The following is a 17,043-nucleotide window of genomic DNA, read 5'->3' as shown; positions in this document are numbered from 1 at the left end:
CCGCATGCCCGTGCCGCGGGCCGCCAGCGCCGTGCTCGCGCTGTGGACCGTCGGCGCAGTGCTCGCGCCGTGCCGTGCCGTGGGCCGCCGCCGTGCCAGCGTCGCGAACCGCCGCGTGTTCGCGGCGTGGGCCGCCGTACCGGGCCGCTTCGGGGTCAGCCGTCCCGGGACCGCTCCCGCCGCGCGGCGAGCCGTTCCCGCTGGGGCAGGACCGTGTACTTCGGATCCTCCGCCGATCGCATCCCGGCGTGGAAGACGCCGAAGCGGGTACAGGCGGAGGCCGCCAGCAGGGCCGCGCCGCCGAGGGCCGCGGCGGTGCGGCTGCGGCGTCCGAGGAGGGCGCCGCCGAGCGCGCCCGCCGCCGAAAGCGCCTCGGCGGTGCGCATCAGCCGTCCCGCCCGGCCCTCGCGGTAGGTTTCGGCGACCACGCCGAGCCGCCGCTTCATGGCCCCCGCGGCGGCGGTCTCCATCGCCGTGCCGAGGAGCGCGACACCGCGCGCCGGGGCGTTCTCGGCGACGGGCGAGGCCAGCAGGGCCATACCGCCCGCCGCCGCGGCGGCCGAGCCGACGAACAGGAACGGCAGTTCGCGGTAGCCGTCGTGCCAGGCGGGAACGGCCGTGTCGGCCGCCAGCACCGCGGTGTACGAGGCCACCGCCGGGCCCAGCAGCGCCGCCGCCACCGTGGCCGCCCGGCCGGTGCGCGGCAGCCGCCCGGTCAGGTCCGAGGCCGCGGCGGCCCCGGCGACCGGGCCGTAGGCCGCCAGCAGCCATGAGCCGACGCTCATCGGGGAGGTGGGCTTGAAGACCCGCAGCATATGGGCGAACCGCTCGGGCCGCCCGAGGTCATGGACCAGGGCGGCGGTGGATCCGGTCAGGGCGGCCAGCGAGGACACCTTGAGCGCGCGGGCCATGGCCGGACGGCCGGTCAGCTCGGCGCCCGCCGCCAGGACCGAACCGGCTCCCGCGAGCCCGCCGAGGAAGAAGTAGCCCGCGATGTCCCGGGGCCGCCAGGTGGGCGGGTTGAGCACCGGCCGGCCGTAGTACGAGGTGAACTCCGCCCGGGGGACCATCGGCCGGTCGCCCTTGCGGCCGGCTCCGCCCTTGCGGCCGCCCCCGCCCGTGCGGCCGTCTCGCCCGCCGCCCGGCCGGTCACCGTCCCCCATTCCCCGGCCGATCAGCGCGTCACGGCCCGGACGTGCGCCGTGGACGCCGTCGCGGGTGACGTCCGACTCGCTCATCAGCGCCTCCTTCCGTTACGGCGCCCGCTCATCCCGCCGTGGGCCGCGAACACGGCGGCCACGCCGCCGAGCAGGGTCAGCGCCGCGGCACCCGCGTGCCGCCACATCGAGGGCAGGTCCCGGGTGGTGACGACCGGGTCCGGCGGCAGCCCGTACACCTCCGGCTCGTCCAGCAGGAGGAAGAAGGCACCGTCGCCGCCGACGCCGTCCTCGGGGTCGTGCCCGTACAGCCGGGCGTCCCCGACCCCCACCCGGTGCAGCTCCTCGACCCGGGCGGCGGCGCGCTCGCGCAGCTCCTCCAAGGGGCCGAACTGGATGGATTCGGTGGGACACGCCTTGGCGCACGCGGGCTCCTGACCGGCGCCCAGCCGGTCGTAGCACAGGGTGCACTTGTGGGCGCCGCCGTCCTCGGGCCGCACATCGACGACCCCGTACGGACACGCGGGCACGCAGTAGCCACAGCCGTTGCAGATGTCGTCCTGGACCACCACGGTCCCGAACTCGGTGCGGAACAGCGCCCCGGTCGGGCAGACGTCCAGACACGCCGCGTGGGTGCAGTGCTTGCACACATCGGAGGCCATCAGCCACCGCAGCCCGGTCCGCCCGTCCGGGGCCGGGGACGAGGAGGAGGACGGGGACGAGGAGGAGGACGGGGACGAGGAGGAGGCCGGGGACGAGGAAGAGGAGGGGAGCGCGGGCGGGGCGGGGGACGGCGGCGGCGAGGTCGGAGTGATCGCCGCCTCCCCGGCCGGGGTCCCCGAGCCCCGCGCCGCGAGGGCGAGCACGTCGACATCGCCGTGGTCGACCGCCACCTCGGTGCGGCCCAGCGGCTTGTCCTGCTCGATGAAGGCCACATGGCGCCAGGTGGAGGCGTCCAGACCCCGGGTGTTGTCGAAGGACATGCCGGTGAAGTCCAGCCCGTCCTCCGGGATGGCGTTCCACTCCTTGCACGCCACCTCGCACGCCTTGCACCCGATGCACACCGAGGTGTCGGTGAAGAAGCCGACCCGCGGCGGATGCTCCTGGTGCCCGGCGTCCCCGGCGACGTCCGGTTCGGCCCCGGCCAGCAGATTGCGGCCGATCAGTGACGAGCGCGGGCGCTCCGGGGCGCCGGTCATCCCCGTACCTCCGTTCCGGTCCGCGCCGTGATACCGGCGCGCCGCCGGTAGTCCTCGAGCAGGGCGGTCAGCTCCGGACCGCGGGGGCGGCGGCCGGGGCGGATATCGGCACTCAGGGCCTTCACCTCCTGGATGTGGACATTCGGGTCGAGGGCGATGGACGCCAGTTCGTTGGCGGAGTCCCCGCGCGTGTACCCATTGCGACCCCAGTGGTACGGCAGCCCGATCTGGTGCACGGTGCGGCCTCCGGCCCTGATCGGGGACATCCGCTCGGTGACCAGCACGCGGGCCTCGATCACTCCGCGGGCGCTGATCAGTGTCGCCCAGCCGGTGTGCTCCAGATGCCGCTCGGCGGCCAGCTCGGGGGAGACCTCGCAGAAGAACTCCGGCTGCAGCTCGGCGAGGTACGGCGTCCAGCGGCTCATCCCGCCCGCCGTGAAGTGCTCGGTGAGCCGGTAGGTGGTGATCAGGTACGGGAAGACCTCGCTGCCCGGCTCGCCCCCGCTGGGGTGGTAGGGGTTGTGCCCGTCGATGATCATCTCCCGGACGGGGCTGCGCTGCTGCTCCGGGTAGAGCGGATTGCGCACCGGGGAGTCCTGTGGCTCGTAGTGCGTCGGCAGCGGGCCGTCCACCAGCCCGGCCGGGGCGTACAGCCAGCCCTTGCCGTCGGCCTGCATGATGAACGGGTCCACTCCGCTGAGCGCGTCCGGGCCCTCGGCGTCCTCGGGGGGCCGGTAGGAGGGCGCCCGGTCGGGGATGAAGTCGGGGATGTCATGGCCGGTCCACCGCCCCTGGCCGGCGTCCCACCACACCAGCGCCTTGCGTTCGCTCCAGGGGGCGCCGGACGGATCGGCCGAGGCGCGGTTGTAGAGGATGCGGCGGTTGGCGGGCCAGGCCCAGGCCCATTCGGCGGCGATCCAGTCCTGTTCGGTACGGGGTTTGCGGCGGGCGGCCTGGTTGACGCCGTCGGCGTACACCCCGCAGTAGATCCAGCAGCCGCAGGAGGTCGAGCCGTCGTCCTTCAACTGGGTGTACGCGCTGAGCGGGGCGCCCGTCGCGTCACGGCCGTTGATCTCGGCCAGGACCGCCTCGGCGCTGGGCTCGGCCAGCGGCCCCTCGGTGGGGTAGGACCAGGTCAGATCGCGCACGGCCCGGTCCATGGGGTCGGTGGAGTCCTTCAGCCGCTCCTTGATCCGCCGCCCCAGGTGGTACATGAACCACAGATCGCTGCGTGCCTCGCCGTCCGGTTCCTTGGCGGCGAAATGCCACTGGAGCATGCGGTTGGTGTTGGTGAAGGAGCCCGCCTTCTCGGTGTGGGCGGCGGCGGGGAAGAAGAACACCTCGGTGGCGATGTCCTCGGTGCGCAGCTCACCGGTCTCGATCTCCGGTCCGTCCCGCCACCAGGTGGCGGACTCGATGAGGGAGAAGTCGCGGACCACCAGCCAGTCCAGCTCGGCCATGGCCAGCCGCTGCATCTTGGTGTTGGCCGAGCCCACGGCGGGGTTCTCGCCCATCAGGAAGTAGCCCTTGCAGCGCCCGTTCAGCATCTCCCGCACGGTGTGGTAGGTGCTGTGGGAGCCGGTCAGCCGGGGCAGCAGGCCGAAGCAGTAGTCGTTGTCCGCGTGCGCCGCGTCGCCGAAGTACGCCTTGAGCAGGCTGACGACGTAGGAGCGCAGCTCGCCCCAGAAGCCCTTCTCGGTCTTCACGGCCTGGACGAAGGTGTCCAGGTCCTGGTGCGCGTGGGCGTGCGGCATCGGGATGTACCCGGGGAGCACGTTGAACAGGGTCGGGATGTCGCTGGAGCCCTGGATGCTGGCGTGGCCGCGCAGCGCCTGGATGCCGCCGCCGGGGCGGCCGATGTTGCCGAGCAGCAGCTGCAGGATGCTCGCGGTGCGGATGTACTGGGCGCCCACGGTGTGCTGGGTCCAGCCGACCGCGTACACGAACTCCGAGGTGCGGTCCGGGCCGGAGTTCTCCACCAGTGTGCGGCAGATCTCCAGGAAGGTGTCCCGGGGGATTCCGCAGGTCTGCTCGACCATTTCGGGGGTGTAGCGGGAGAAGTGGCGTTTGAGGATCTGGTACACGCAGCGCGGATGTTCCAGGGTGCGGTCGGTGCTCGGCTCCGCGGGGACGGGCGCGCCGCCGGAGCCGTGGGACTCGGCGTAGGCGGCGCTCGAGACCGTCGCGCCACGGTGGGTGCGCTCCTGGTACAGCTCGTCGGGGGCGCCCTGCGGGGCCTGCACCTCGGCGCCCTGGTAGCTCCAGGTGGAGATGTCGTAGTGGCCGGTCTCCGGGTCCAGCCCGGAGAAGATCCCGGCCAGGTCCTCGGTGTCCTGGAAGTCCTCGCCGACGATGGTCGCGGCGTTGGTGTACTCCAGGACGTACCTGCGGAAGTCGTGGCCGCCGGACAGCACGTAATGGATGATGCCGCCGAGGAAGGCGATGTCGGTGCCGGCCCGGATCGGTACGTACAGATCGGCCAGCGCGCTGGTGCGGCTGAACCGCGGATCGACGTGGATGACCTTCGCGCCGCGCGCCTTGGCCTCCATCACCCACTGGAAGCCCACGGGGTGGGCCTCGGCGAAGTTGGAGCCCTCGATCACGATGCAGTCCGCGTTCTGCAGGTCCTGCAGGAAGGTGGTGGCGCCGCCCCGGCCGAAGGAGGTGCCGAGCCCGGCGACGGTGGCCGAGTGGCAGACCCGGGCCTGGTTCTCCACCTGGACCACGCCGAGCCCCGTCCACAACTTCTTGATGAGGTAGTTCTCCTCGTTGTCCAAGGTGGCCCCGCCGAGGCTGGCGATCCCCAGGGTGCGGTTGACCGCGACCCCGTCCTGCTCCCACTGCCAGGTCTCGCGGCGGGTGCGGATCACCCGTTCGGCGACCATGTCCATCGCGGTCTCCAGGTCCAGCCGTTCCCATTCGGTGCCGTACGGGCGGCGGTAGAGCACCTCGTGGCGGCGGGACTCACCGGTGGTCAGCTGGAGGGTCGCCGATCCCTTGGGGCACAGCCGGCCGCGGCTGACCGGTGAGTCGGGGTCGCCCTCGATCTGCACCACCCGGCCGTCCTTCACATAGACGTTCTGGGCGCACCCCACCGCGCAGTAGGGGCACACCGACTTCACCACCTTGTCGGCGGTGGCGGTGCGGGGACGCCGCTCACGGGTGGCGGCGGAGGTGGCGGCGGCGCCGCGGCCGAGCGGATCGGTGCCGGTCAACTGGCGGTAGACGGGCCATTCCTGGATCCATGTACGTACGCCCATCGCCCGTCCTTCCGTGCCGTCGCCGTTTCCGTTCCGGCCCACCGGTGTGGTCGGATACGGCGCATGGGTTCCCGCCGCGATGGTTTTCACACCCCTTCCGCGCCCGGTCGCGCCGCATCGTCCGTCGTGGGGGTGGACGCCTGCCCCACCGGTTGGGTGGCCGTGGTCCTGGACCAGGAGGGCCGCTTCGCGGGGGCCGGCGCCGCGGGCGGGCTGAGCGAGCTGCTCGGCCGGATGCCGCGGGCCGCCGTGGTGGCGGTGGACATGCCGCTGGGGCTGCCGGCGTCCGGGTGGCGTAGCGCGGACGCGCTGGCCGTGGAGAAGCTGGCCCCGCACCGCTCCCGGGTCTTCTCCGTGCCGCCGCGGGAGGTCTGGGAGGCGGCGGACTACGCCGCGGCCAACCGGTGCTGCCGGCGGCTGACCGGCCAGGGGATGAGCCGTCAGTCCTGGGCCCTCGCGGCGAAGCTGCGCGAGGCCAACGCATGCCGCGACGGGGGCGACCACCGGCTGTACGAGGTCCATCCCGAGGTCTCCTTCGCGGCCGTCAACGAGGGGCGGCCGGTGGCCTGGAGCAAGAAGAGCTGGAACGGGCAGGCCGTGCGGCGCCGGCTGCTGGCGGACCGGGGCGTCGTCCTGCCCGACGACCTCGGACCGGCCGGCCGGGTGCCGCCCGACGACGTCCTGGACGCCGCGGCGGCGGCCTGGAGCGCGTGGCGCATCGCGCTGCGGACCGCCCGGAGCCTTCCCGATCCGCCGGAGGTGACGGACACCGGGCTCCCGATCGCGATCTGGTACTGACGGCCGGCGGCGCGCATGGCGGGGGGGGGGCCCCCCGAGCCGTGCCTCGGGCGGCCTCCCCTTCCCCCACCCCCAGGAGATGGACCTTCGGGGACGCGATGCGTCCGGAGCGGACCGTCAGACGTCGGCGCCGTGTGAGCGCAGATAGGCGAGCGGGTCGATGTCCGACCCGTGGCGCGGACCGGTGCGGACCTCGAAGTGCAGGTGCGGTCCGGTGGTGTACCCGGTGTCGCCGGACCGCGCGATCCGCCGGCCCGCCTCGACGGTCTGCCCGATGCGGACCCCCAGCGCCGACAGATGCGCGTAGTGGGTGTGGAGGCCCCCGGCGTGGCGGATGATCACCTGGTAGCCGAAGGCGCCGCCCCACCCCGCCGCCACCACGGTGCCCGGGGCGGCCGCGCGTACGCGGGTGCCGACGGGGACGGCGAAGTCGACACCGGTGTGATGGCCGGTCGCCCAGCGTGGCCCGCGGGCGCCGTACGCCTCGCTGACCGGTGCGCTGACCGGGGCCACATGCGGGCGGACGGCCGTCTTCGGGGTCACGGTGCGGGCGGAGGCCGCCGAGGCGTGGGGCCGGGGCGCCGCCTTGCGCGGCTGCCGGGAGCCCGAGGGCAGGGCCAGCCGCTGTCCCGGGTGGATCAGATGGGGGTTGGCGCCCACGGTTGCGCGGTTGGCGTGGTACAGCGCCTTCCAGCCACCGCGGACGGACGCCCGTGTGGCGATGCGGTACAGCGTGTCGCCCCGGACCACCGCGTAGGAGCCGGCGGCCGCGCGCCGGGCGGTGTGCCGCCGGGCCCGGGACTTCTCGGCGGACTTGGACGGTTTCCCGGCGGGCTCGGCCGACTTCCCGGGAGTGTGCCCGGCGCGTGGCGCGGAGTTCCGGGGCGCGCCGCGGCCCGCCATCCCGGCGGGCGGGCCGGAGCGTGTCAGCTGGCCGCGGACGGAGCAGACCGGCCACGCGCCCGGACCCTGCCGGCGCAGGACCGCCTCCGCCACGGCGATCTGCTGGGCCTTGGCGGCCAGATCGGCCCGCGGGGCGTATGCGGTGCCGCCGAACGCCTCCCAGGTGTGCTGGGAGAACTGCAGTCCGCCGTAGTAGCCGTTGCCGGTGTTGATGGACCAGTTGCCTCCGCTCTCGCACTTGGCGACCCGGTCCCAGGCGTCGACCGGGGCCGCGTGGGCGGCGCCGGTGCCGAGGAACGGCAGGACGATGCCGACGCCGCCCGCGGTGAGGGCCGCGCACAGCGGGGAGATCCGGCTGGGCGATGCGGGGCGTCGGTGACTTCCTCGTACGGCCATGAGGCTGGTTCCTCTCCACAGCGGCTCTCGACGTGCCCTCCGGAAGACCCCGGCGGGCTCAACGAGTACCGCAGCCCGGCCCCGCCGGTCACAAGGCGCAGGGGGCCTCATGGACCGCCGCCCGCGGCCCGGTTCCACGCCGGGACCGGCTGATCTGCCGTCAGCTGAGCCGGGGGAGGCGCATGGAGGGCCGGAGGCGCACGGACGCCGGCGGGGCGGGTCCGGGCGGCCACGGGCCGGTGCGGGCGATCACCCTTCGCCGGAGGTCCTCCTGCGGCGGGAAATGATGGTCCGGGGCGCCGGACCGGACGGACGCTATTCCGCCGGATTGGTTTCCCGGTGATCGGTGACCGATCCCGGACGTCCGGCCGGGCGAATTGCGGCCGGGGCACGGGCGGTCCGGATGCGGACCGGCGGCGGGCGGCGCAATACGGGGCCCGGCACGGGCGGGCAGCGAGTCGCGGGATCTTCCCCGGCGCTATTGCGTCGCCGTCCGGCCAAGATCCGTCGCTTGGCGGCCGGGCCGGAGGGGACGGCCGTAACCGCGCGGCACCGCTGTGGAACCGACCGTTCCGGTCCGTTGCCGGCAGCCGGAGAATGCCGGGCGGCACAGGAGAGGAGCGCAAGAGAGGGAGGGGCGGGGAAATAGGACGGTCTCGCGGCGGTGCGGGGGAAGCGGGGGACGGGTGAGCGAACGCGCCGGATGAACCCCCGGGGCGTTTCCCGGGGCGTTTCCCGGCGCGGCGGCGGAACGGGCCGCGGGCCCGGGGCCGGGCCGCCGACCGCCGCGTTCCTGGGACAGGCCCGGCCCGGGAACGGATGCGGCCCCGGGCGGAGCGACACCGGAGACGGCGGGGGCGGCAGGAAGACGGCAGGGAGGCAACGGGGGGGCGGCGGGCGAGGGGAGAAGAACCCCCGTCTCGGCACCCGTGCCCTCTCCCGTCCGCTGTGACCGGCGGAACACCGCCGATGCCGCCGGCCGCCTGGAGCAACTCCGCGGCGGGGATAGGGACATGACCGGCCGTTTACCGTATACCTTGTCGCGCATCACCCCGCCGACCGCCGGTGTACCGCGGCAGTTCTCCGAAAAGGGCGGCCGTCATGGCGGCGCGGAACTGGCGGAGAATCGCGCGGCCCGTGTATAGCGGGAACCACGCCGCCGCGCATACCATTGCCTCACATCGACTTCCTTCCTTCGGCCCGCTCCCAGGAGCGGGCCCGGAATAATCATCTTCACCCCGCCCGTCCGGGACCCCGGGCGTCGCCGGGGCCGCGCTTTTCCCGCGGCCTCGTCCGTCGCTTCCGCGGAATCGGTGCGATACGGGGTTCCTGTCCGCGCCAGGCGCAGCGCGCCTACGGCGGATGCCGGTTGCGCTCGGCCGTGCGCGGTGGGTCATCCGGCGTACTCCGCGCTACGCCCTGCCGCTGGACGCCCGGCCGGGGGCGCACGGCGGACCCGGGGTGTGCCGTCGAACGCCGGTCGGGCACCGGGCGATGACCGGTGAGCGCCCTCGCCCGCCCGGCCGGAGCGGCCGCCCCTGGAGTAAGGTGCCCGCGTGGCGACCGTCGTTGAGCTGACCTCCTACCCCGTCAAGGGATGCGCGGGGGTGCCCGTGTCCGAAGCGCTGCTGACCGACGCGGGTCTGCCGCACGACCGCAGCTTCATGGTCATCGGCGCGGACGGAGTGTGCCGCACCCAGCGGCGGGATCCCCGGCTGGCCGTCATCCGCCCGGCCATCGACGGCGACCGGCTCACCCTCTCGGCCCCCGGCGCGGGCGAGGTGGCCATCGACATCGACACCACCTCCGCCCGGCGCGAGGTCAAGGTGTTCCACACCCCCTATCTCGGCATCGACCAGGGCGAGGACGCCGCCGCATGGCTGTCGCAGACGCTGCGCGCGCCGAGCAGACTGGTACGGGTGCCCCCGGAGCACGACCGGGTGACCGAGGGATGGATCCCCGGCACCTGCGGTTACGCCGACAGCGGCGCGGTGCACCTGCTCTCCCGGGCCAGCCTGGACGGGCTGAACCGGCGGATCGCCGGGGCGGGCGGCCAGGCCGTGCCGATGAGCCGCTTCCGCCCCGGCATCGTGATCGGCGGATGGGACGAACCCCACCGGGAGGACCGGATCCGCAGGGTCGCCATCGGCGGGGCCGAACTGGGCTTCGCCAAGTTCACCGGCCGGTGCGCCGTGACCATGGTCGACCAGGACGAAGGCGTCAAGGCGGGTCCGGAGCCGCTGCGCACCCTGGCCGGCTATCGGCGGGGGCCCGACGGCGGCAGCCCCCTCTTCGGCTGCCAGTTCTCCGTGACCCGCGCCGGGAAGCTGGCCGTGGGCGATGAGGTGGCCGTCGTCGAGTGGGACGCGCCGCCCGGGGAGTGACCGGGGCGCTCAGACCGACGCGAGCACCTCGGCGAAGCCGTCCAGCAGCCGGGCGGCGCCCTCCTCGGCCTGGGCGCACTGCTCCCGCGGCGGGGCCGGCTGCCGCAGCACCACCCGGGTCCGGCCGCCGCCCAGGTCGGCGAAGGCGGCGGTCAACTCCATGGACCCCTGCGGCAGATCCAGGGTCCACACCAGCCGCTCCCCGCCGACCACCTCGCGGTACACGCCGCGCAGCGGCATCTCGCCCCCGGGCGTGGCGACGGTGGCCCGCCAGGCGCCACCGGGCCGGACGTCGAGGGCGACGGACTGTGGCGCGGCGCCGAACCAGCGGGCGAAGTACTCCGGTTCGGTCCACACCCGCCACACCGTCTCGCGCGGTGCGTCCAGGTCGCGGGTGATGGTGATCTCGGCGCTGCTCATGGCGGGCTCCTCGGAGAACGGGAAGGTGTGTCACCGATCGGACCGGCCGCCCGCCCGAAACTCATCGGTCCCCGCTCAGCAGCCTCCCGTCCGCCCGGCCGATCCAGTACCGGCGCAGCACATCGAGGACCACCGACACCTCGCAGGCGGTGATGCCGGGGAAGCGCGCCAGGTCGCGGGTGAGCAGCTCGGCCAGGCCGTCCTCGTCCCGGAACACCCCGTGGTGGATCACCGAGGAGGTGCCCGCGACGATCGAGACGTAGCGCGCCGAGGGGTGCCGGGCCAGCGCGTCGGCCACGTGCTGGATGGCCCCGGGGGCGGCGTGCAGTTCGATCACCACCTCCAGCGGGTGGCCGAGCAGCGCCGGTTCGATTTCCACCCGGGGCCGCACCAGACCGCGCTGGAGCAGCGACTGGGTCAGCCGGTAGGCGGTGGACCGGCTGATGCCGAGCCCGCGCGCCACATCGGCGGCGCTCGCCCGCCCGTCCTGGCGCAGCAGCTCGACGGCGCGCAGCTCGTCCTCGCCGAACCCGGTGACCGCGGTGGGTTCCACGACCGGATCGGCGACCTCCCGCAGGGCCCGCACCTGGGCGTCGTCCAGCCGCCGCAGCCGCCAGGAGGCGGACTTCGTCGTCGCGCGCAGCACCAGTTCCGTATGGGCGGACCGCACACCGGGGACGGACGGGATCCGTGTCGTCAGCAGCTCCCGCGCCCGGGTGCGCCGGGTCGCGTGCAGCGAGCAGTACACATCGGTGCGGCCCATGGTGGTGGCGACGAACGGGATCTCGGGCAGCTCGGACAGCTGCCGGGCGACCTGCCACGCCTGTCCCGGGGCCGTGGCCACCCACAGGTGCATGGGGTTGCCCTCGGAAAGCATCGGCCACTCCACCTGCCCGATCACCCGCAGCAGCCGCTCCTCGCCGAGCCGGGTCAGCCGGCGGCCGACGGTGCTGGCCGAGCTGCCGAGCACCTCGGCCAGCGCGCTCAGCGGTGCCCTCGGCGCCACCTGGAGGGCGGCCACCAGATCCAGGTCGGCGTCGTCGAGCACCGGTGGAGTGGCGGTGGCGGAAACGGCCGCCAAGGGTGCGAATCCATCGTGCGATCGGTGCTCCATAGGTGAATCAATCTTGCGTAACGAGTCTTTTACTTGCTTCATTCCATCATTCCTTCTCTAGCGGACGGCCATTATTCTCGTCGCCGACGAAGGAGTGCGGACGGTGAGCTCCGACGACACCACGACCACACCCGGCAACACGCCCGGAAAACCGCCTCCCGACGCGTCCGGGGACTCCTCGGCGACGCTGTCCGCACTGCTCCGGGTGCTCGGCGCGGTCGAGCGCGCGGGCACTGGCTGTTAGCGATACTCAGTGTCCTCCTCGCGCTGATCAGCTGGGGCCTGGCCGCCGTGGACGTCTCCACGGTGGGCTGGGCCCGTTCGCGGGGGCGAGCACCGTCCCCGCGCCGGCGGAGGCCGTCCCGCGGATCGCCGGACTCAGCGCGCCGGAGCGGGGGACCACGGTGAACGTGGGGCTGATCAGCGGCGGTACCGGCCGCGAGGTGATCGCCGCGCGGGCGAGCCGTGGTATCGACATCCGGGTCGCCGACCCGGAGGAGTCGCCGCCCCGGAGGAGATGCGGCGGATCGATGCCGCGCCGCCCGCCCTGGCCCCTCCGACCAGCGGGTGCGGCTGACCGTCACCGGTGAGGGGGGAACCGTCCGCCGATGGTTCCGGGCGACGCGTCCCGCCGGCTGTGCGAGCGGGCCCGCGCGGTGGCCGCGGAATAGGGCAGGGAACTGGCGGAGACCGCGCTCGGCGGGGCCGGCGACGGCAACGTCGTCTCCGCGCTCGGCCCTCCGGTCCTGTACGGGCTCGGCGCCCTCGGCTCCGGCGCCCGCCGCCCACGCCCGCCACGAGCACACGGTGCTCGCCATGAGCACACGGTGCTCGCCATGAGCACACGGTGCCCGCCACGAGCACACGGTGCCCGCCCCGGTCCCGGCCCGTACCGCGGTGACCGTCGGTCCGCCGCGGTCGCCGGCGGCGGACGCCTCGTAGCGGACGCCCCCTACCGGCCGGCGTTCGATGGCCGCCGGGCAACGGCCGACAGCCGTCGAAATGCTCGGTCCGCGGGCCGCCCCGGGTCTTTTCGGACACGCGGCGGCCCGCGGCGGGGCCGGTTACGGTTCGCGGGCCGCCCCCGCGCACCCGCCCACCGGCTTCCCGTTGGCAGCCGTCCGCTCGGCCGGTTCCCCCTCGGCGGAGTGGTCGTTCCCGCCGCCCGGTGTGTTGCCGTACACACGGGCCGGACGGGGTCTGCCGGTGTCGATCGGGCCGGGCCCGGGACGGTGGTCCGGCATCACCGCGCTCCATGGGGGTCGGCGCGGGGGAGACATGCGGGGCACGTCAGGAGACGAGGAAGTCGGCCTCGCCGGCCTTGGCGCCCTGGATGAACGCGACGATCTCGCTGCGCGTGTAGATCAGCGCCGGGCCGTCCGGATCGGTCGACTGTCGGATCGCGACCCGGCCGTCGTCCAGCCTCATGGCCTCGACGCAGTTGCCGCCGTTGCCACCGCTCCACGGCTTGTGCCAGCCCTCGCTGCCGAGGTCCGTCGCGCGCATGCCGTTGTGAATGCGATCCATTCCGATCAGAGCTCCTTGCGGAAATCGCGGAGGATTTCCTTTGTGCGTCGTGCGGTTGCCGCCTGGGCCGCCATGCGGTCCATGGCCTCCAGATGGGAGGCCACCTCGATGCGCTCATCGAGGTAGACGGCGCCGGTCAGGTACTCGACGTAGACCATGTCCGGCAGTTCGGGAACAGCGAAGCGGAAGAGGACGAAGGGCCCGTAGGTGCCCGGATGGTGCCCGGAGGAGAACTCCGAGACCTGCAACGTGATGTGCGGCATCTCGGTGGACTCCAGCAGCCGGTCGATCTGGCGGCGCATCACCGCCGGCGAACCCACCTGCCGGCGCAGCACGGTTTCGTCCATCACGACCCACAGCCGGGGCGGGTCCCTCCGGGTGAGCAGCGTCTGCCGCTCCATGCGCAGCGCCACATGGCGCTCCGCCTGCTGGGGGCTGGACTGGCCGACGGCGCCGGTCTGCATCACCGCGCGGGCGTAGTCCTCGGTCTGGAGCAGTCCGGGGACGAAGTGCGGCTCGTACGCCCGGATCATCTCGGCCGCGCCCTCCAGGCTGACGTGCACGCTGAACCAGTCCGGGAGGATGTCGTGGAACCGCTGCCACCAGCCGGGCTTGTTGGCCTCCTCGGTCAGGGTGATGAACGAGTCGAGCTCCTCACCGGTGATCCCGTAGGCGTCCAGCAGCATCTGCACATACGGAACCTTCAGCGCGACCTCGGCGGTCTCCATGCGCCGGACGGTGGCGGGTGCGACCCGCAGCACTCTGGCCGCCTCGTCCCGCTTGAAACCCGCTTTCTCCCGCAGATCCTGCAGCCTCTTGCCGAGGACGACCTGACCCACGGTCGGGGCCGACCGCGGTTCGCTCACCTGAATCCCTCCCTGACCTCCCCAACGCTGATGTGCGCAGTGTGCCACGGCCAGTGCGGAACGGACACATTGCACTTACAACTCTGCACTTTTCAGAGTGCCCCTTGCCAAGTGTGCGGGGCGGTGCGCATAGTTGCGTCATGATCCCGTTAGCGTGTTCTGCCGCAGTGACCGCAGGCGCGAGCGGCCCGACTCTTGTGAAGTGCCCCTAGATGACTTACGCCTTCGCCGGTGCGCTGACCGGCCTCGTCCGCGGCCGGTTCGGCCGGCGTGGATTGCGCCCGGCGCCCGGCCGCCACCGCCTTCAGCTGCCGCCGGCGCTGCGGACGGACCGGGCCTACGACGCGGTGGGGATCGCCGAGCTGCACGGCCCCGGGGTCATGGCTCTGCTGCCCCGGGCCGGATGTGTCCTCGCCGGCGCGGGGCGCTGGTGGTGGATCGTGCCGCCGCAGTCGGACGTCGGGGTCGACTGGCCCTCACCGGCCGTCTACGCGATCGGTGCCATGGTGGCCCCGCGCGGGCGGCGGACCGGCCCCACGGGCGCGGAGGGGCCGCGTGTGGTGCACTGGCCCGCCGACGGAGAGCCGTACACCCACCCCCTGCTGCTGCACATCGCGGTCTGCGCGGCGGCCGGGGTCTCCCCGGCCTGGCCGGGCGGCGACCGGCTGCCGCGGTCATGACCTTGAAGCGGGTCAGGGCCTCGTAGCGGGCCATGGCCTCGCAGCGGGCCAGGGCCTTGAAACGGGCCATGGCCTCGAAACGGGTCGTGACATCGGCGGCCGGTCACGACCTCGTGGCGGTCATGACACCGAGTCGTCCTGGAGGTACGCGGCGGGACGCGGATAGCGCCGCAGCGCCGGGGTCCGCCCCGTCGGATCGTCGTCCTGTTCGCTGAGGGGGACCGGGGCCGCGGCCTTCAGCTCGGCGGGGTCGTAGGTCATGGCCTGCGTCCGCTCCATCGGCGACGGCTCGGGCATACCTTCGTCCGGCGTCCGGCCGTAGCGGGGGAACTGGTCGATCGTGGTCTCCTCCGGCCGGGACCGGCCGTACGCGGCCGGTGCGCCCTGCCCCTCAGCGGCCCGGACCGGCGCCGCCGGGACCGGGGAGGTCTGCGCCTCGGCGCCCTGGTACCCCGCGTCCTGCGACTGGGGCGCCGTCCGCGGGAACGGCGTCTGGTCCCGCGGCGTCCCGCCCGGGGCCAACTGCGGCTGCGGGGCCTGGACCATCTGCGCCTGTTGGACCATCTGCGCCTGGACCATCTGGGGCTGCGGCAACGCGGCCGGGGCCGGGTACAGGGGCGGCTGGACCGGGGGAGTGGCGACATGGGCGGGTGCCAGCTCCGCGGGCGGCTGCTGCTGGGAGTACCCCGTCGAGGCGTCCGGGAAGGACGCCGCCGACGGCCCGTACGGGTCGCCGGAGACACCCTGCGGCGCCGGAAGGGCGGCCGTAGAGTACACCGCCTGGGGCTCCCATGTCACCGGGGCGGCGGGCAGCCGGGGCGGCTGCTGGGAGGAGTGGTCCGGCGACGGCTGCTGCGGAAGGGCCGAACCCGCGTATCCCGAGTACCCCGCGTACCCCGAGTACTCCGGGTGTTCCGGATACGACGCGTACCCCGGGTACCCGCCGTATCCCGGGGCCAGCGACGGCTGTTGCTCCCAGCCGACCTGGGGAGCGTAGAAGGAGGTCCCGTACAGCACGGTGCTCAGCCCGGTCAGCAGCCGCTGCACATCCGGCTGGGAACGCACCACCAGCCGCATGAACTGGCTGCTGCTGCCCAGCTTGTTGCCGCATTCGCGCACCAGCACCCCGTGCTGGGACAGCAGCTGGTCCCGGACCCAGCTGCCGTCCGTCCCGCCCGGCAGTCTGACGAGGACGAAGTTGCCCTGCGAGGGGTAGACCGTCATCCCGGGCAGCCCGGCCAGCTGTGTGGTCATCTGCTGCCGGTCGCGGCAGAGCATGCGCAGGCTCTCCACGTACTCCGGCCGGTACCGCTTCAGCATGAAGACGATGACCTCGGCGAAGGAGTTGAGGTTCCACTTCGGCAGGCGGGAGCGGATCTGCGTGGCGAGCGACGGATTGGCGACCAGATAGCCGAACCGCACACCGTGCAGCCCGAAGTTCTTGCCGAGACTGCGCAGCACGATCACATTCGGCCGCAGGACCGCCTCGTCGACGACGCTCGGATACGCCTCGGCGTCCGCGAACTCCAGGAACGACTCGTCGATCACGATCAGGTCGAGATCGGACAGGGCGTCCATGATGCCGATGACGGCCTGGCGGGGGAGCAGCCCGCCGTCGGGGTTGTTGGGATTGCAGATCACGGCGGTCCGTGAGCCCCGGGAGCGTACGAAGTCGATGAAGGCGTTCGGGTCGAGAGCGAATCCGCTCATCTCCGGGAGCTGGAACATGTCGACCCGTTTACCGGTCTCCATCGGCTGGTCGGTCCAGCGGTCGAACGTGGGAATCGGTACGGCCAGGCTTTCCCTCACCAGCAGGTGGTCGATCCAGGTGATGAGCTCGGTCGAGCCGTTGCCCATCGCCATGGTCTGCGGCCGCAGCCCGAGCACATCGGCCAGTTCGGCGGTGATGGTCTCCGCCGGGCTCGGATAGTGGGTGAGGATGTCCCGCAGCCTGACCGCTATCACGGCGAACATCGCGGGGGTGGGGAAGTACGGATTGCAGGGGATGCAGAAGTCCACGAGCTCCTGACCGCCGCCCGTGACCCCGGCGCGGTTGAGCGCGAAGAACGACGGGCTGTGGGCGGTGCCGCGGAAAAGTTCCATGGCATCACCGGTATGGCCGACTGCGGCAACAGTCACGGCGGGACCTCCTCGGTCGCATGGGTCGCGTCGACGCGCTGACACGGCCGGTGCGGCTCGTCCCTCGAGCCTGACGCATGATCCCCCGAAGCCGGGGCGGGGGAGGATTTTCGTGGGGCTTGCGAAAAGTGCCGGGACAGGCGTGCCCGCCGTGCATAGAATTCGCCCCTTGCCCCCGCGCCCCCCGTGTCCCCCCGGCC

Annotated in this window: 14 protein-coding genes; 5 read left to right on the top strand and 9 right to left on the bottom strand. The window is 73.3% G+C overall.

The window, feature by feature from the left end; genetic code table 11:
- Positions 1 to 155: 155 nt before the first annotated feature.
- Genes nrfD through fdh form a run of 3 tightly spaced genes read right to left on the bottom strand, consistent with a single transcriptional unit; the run spans position 156 to position 5,616 of the window.
- Positions 156 to 1,238: an NrfD/PsrC family molybdoenzyme membrane anchor subunit gene (gene nrfD, locus AXW62_RS28365; RefSeq protein ID WP_060947025.1), complete on the bottom strand. Its 1,083-nt coding sequence runs from the start codon at positions 1,236 to 1,238 to the stop codon at positions 156 to 158.
- A complete protein-coding gene (locus AXW62_RS28360) occupies positions 1,238 to 2,356 on the bottom strand; it encodes a 4Fe-4S dicluster domain-containing protein (RefSeq protein ID WP_060947024.1) in 1,119 nt (372 codons plus the stop codon). The genes nrfD and AXW62_RS28360 overlap by 1 nt, the downstream gene beginning before the upstream one ends.
- Positions 2,353 to 5,616, bottom strand: a complete 3,264-nt coding sequence (fdh, locus tag AXW62_RS28355) for a formate dehydrogenase (protein WP_060947023.1) — start codon at positions 5,614 to 5,616, stop codon at positions 2,353 to 2,355. The genes AXW62_RS28360 and fdh overlap by 4 nt, the downstream gene beginning before the upstream one ends.
- A 132-nt stretch (positions 5,617 to 5,748) precedes the next feature.
- On the opposite strand from fdh, the gene AXW62_RS28350 reads away from it, so the two are divergent.
- Positions 5,749 to 6,414, top strand: a complete 666-nt coding sequence (locus tag AXW62_RS28350) for a DUF429 domain-containing protein (RefSeq protein ID WP_252368769.1) — start codon at positions 5,749 to 5,751, stop codon at positions 6,412 to 6,414.
- Between the two features lie 117 nt (positions 6,415 to 6,531).
- Here AXW62_RS28350 and AXW62_RS28345 read toward each other — a convergent pair whose 3' ends face one another.
- Complete coding sequence (locus AXW62_RS28345) at positions 6,532 to 7,713, bottom strand: transglycosylase family protein (RefSeq protein WP_060947021.1); 1,182 nt, start codon at positions 7,711 to 7,713, stop codon at positions 6,532 to 6,534.
- A 1,556-nt stretch (positions 7,714 to 9,269) separates the two neighbouring features.
- On the opposite strand from AXW62_RS28345, the gene AXW62_RS28340 reads away from it, so the two are divergent.
- Positions 9,270 to 10,097 (top strand): MOSC domain-containing protein, encoded by an 828-nt coding sequence (locus AXW62_RS28340; RefSeq protein WP_060947020.1) that lies wholly within the window; start codon positions 9,270 to 9,272, stop codon positions 10,095 to 10,097.
- Between the two features lie 9 nt (positions 10,098 to 10,106).
- Here AXW62_RS28340 and AXW62_RS28335 read toward each other — a convergent pair whose 3' ends face one another.
- Together AXW62_RS28335 and AXW62_RS28330 are read right to left on the bottom strand one after the other, a co-directional pair.
- Positions 10,107 to 10,517, bottom strand: coding sequence for an SRPBCC family protein (locus tag AXW62_RS28335; RefSeq protein ID WP_030833825.1), 411 nt, complete (start codon positions 10,515 to 10,517; stop codon positions 10,107 to 10,109).
- A gap of 61 nt (positions 10,518 to 10,578) precedes the next feature.
- Positions 10,579 to 11,598, bottom strand: a complete 1,020-nt coding sequence (locus AXW62_RS28330; protein ID WP_079115840.1) for an Lrp/AsnC family transcriptional regulator — start codon at positions 11,596 to 11,598, stop codon at positions 10,579 to 10,581.
- Positions 11,599 to 11,734: 136 nt separating this feature from the next.
- On the opposite strand from AXW62_RS28330, the gene AXW62_RS44150 reads away from it, so the two are divergent.
- Together AXW62_RS44150 and AXW62_RS46175 are read left to right on the top strand one after the other, a co-directional pair.
- A complete protein-coding gene (locus AXW62_RS44150) occupies positions 11,735 to 11,875 on the top strand; it encodes a hypothetical protein (RefSeq protein WP_159060980.1) in 141 nt (46 codons plus the stop codon).
- Positions 11,865 to 12,221 carry a peptidase dimerization domain-containing protein gene (locus AXW62_RS46175; protein WP_306305078.1) on the top strand — a complete coding sequence of 119 codons (357 nt, stop codon included), beginning with the start codon at positions 11,865 to 11,867 and terminating at the stop codon, positions 12,219 to 12,221. Before AXW62_RS44150 ends, AXW62_RS46175 begins: the two co-directional genes overlap by 11 nt.
- A gap of 700 nt (positions 12,222 to 12,921) precedes the next feature.
- On the opposite strand, the gene AXW62_RS28320 is transcribed toward AXW62_RS46175, so the two are convergent.
- Positions 12,922 to 13,158 (bottom strand): DUF397 domain-containing protein, encoded by a 237-nt coding sequence (locus AXW62_RS28320; RefSeq protein ID WP_030833835.1) that lies wholly within the window; start codon positions 13,156 to 13,158, stop codon positions 12,922 to 12,924.
- A 5-nt stretch (positions 13,159 to 13,163) separates the two neighbouring features.
- Positions 13,164 to 14,024 (bottom strand): Sco1979 family transcriptional regulator, encoded by an 861-nt coding sequence (locus AXW62_RS28315; protein WP_060947018.1) that lies wholly within the window; start codon positions 14,022 to 14,024, stop codon positions 13,164 to 13,166.
- Positions 14,025 to 14,236: 212 nt separating this feature from the next.
- Here AXW62_RS28315 and AXW62_RS28310 point away from each other — a divergent pair, with 212 nt between their 5' ends.
- Entirely contained in the window at positions 14,237 to 14,704 is a 468-nt protein-coding gene (locus AXW62_RS28310) for a hypothetical protein (protein ID WP_079105715.1), read from the top strand.
- A 120-nt stretch (positions 14,705 to 14,824) separates the two neighbouring features.
- Here the strand turns inward: AXW62_RS28310 and AXW62_RS28305 are convergent, their stop codons facing one another.
- Positions 14,825 to 16,807 (bottom strand): aminotransferase class I/II-fold pyridoxal phosphate-dependent enzyme, encoded by a 1,983-nt coding sequence (locus AXW62_RS28305; RefSeq protein WP_060947017.1) that lies wholly within the window; start codon positions 16,805 to 16,807, stop codon positions 14,825 to 14,827.
- Positions 16,808 to 17,043: the final 236 nt, after the last annotated feature.

The sequence above is a fragment of the Streptomyces hygroscopicus subsp. hygroscopicus genome, from assembly GCF_001553455.1.
In the GTDB taxonomy this organism is placed as follows: Bacteria; Actinomycetota; Actinomycetes; order Streptomycetales; family Streptomycetaceae; genus Streptomyces; species Streptomyces hygroscopicus.
This window is presented reverse-complemented; position numbering and strand designations above follow the sequence as displayed.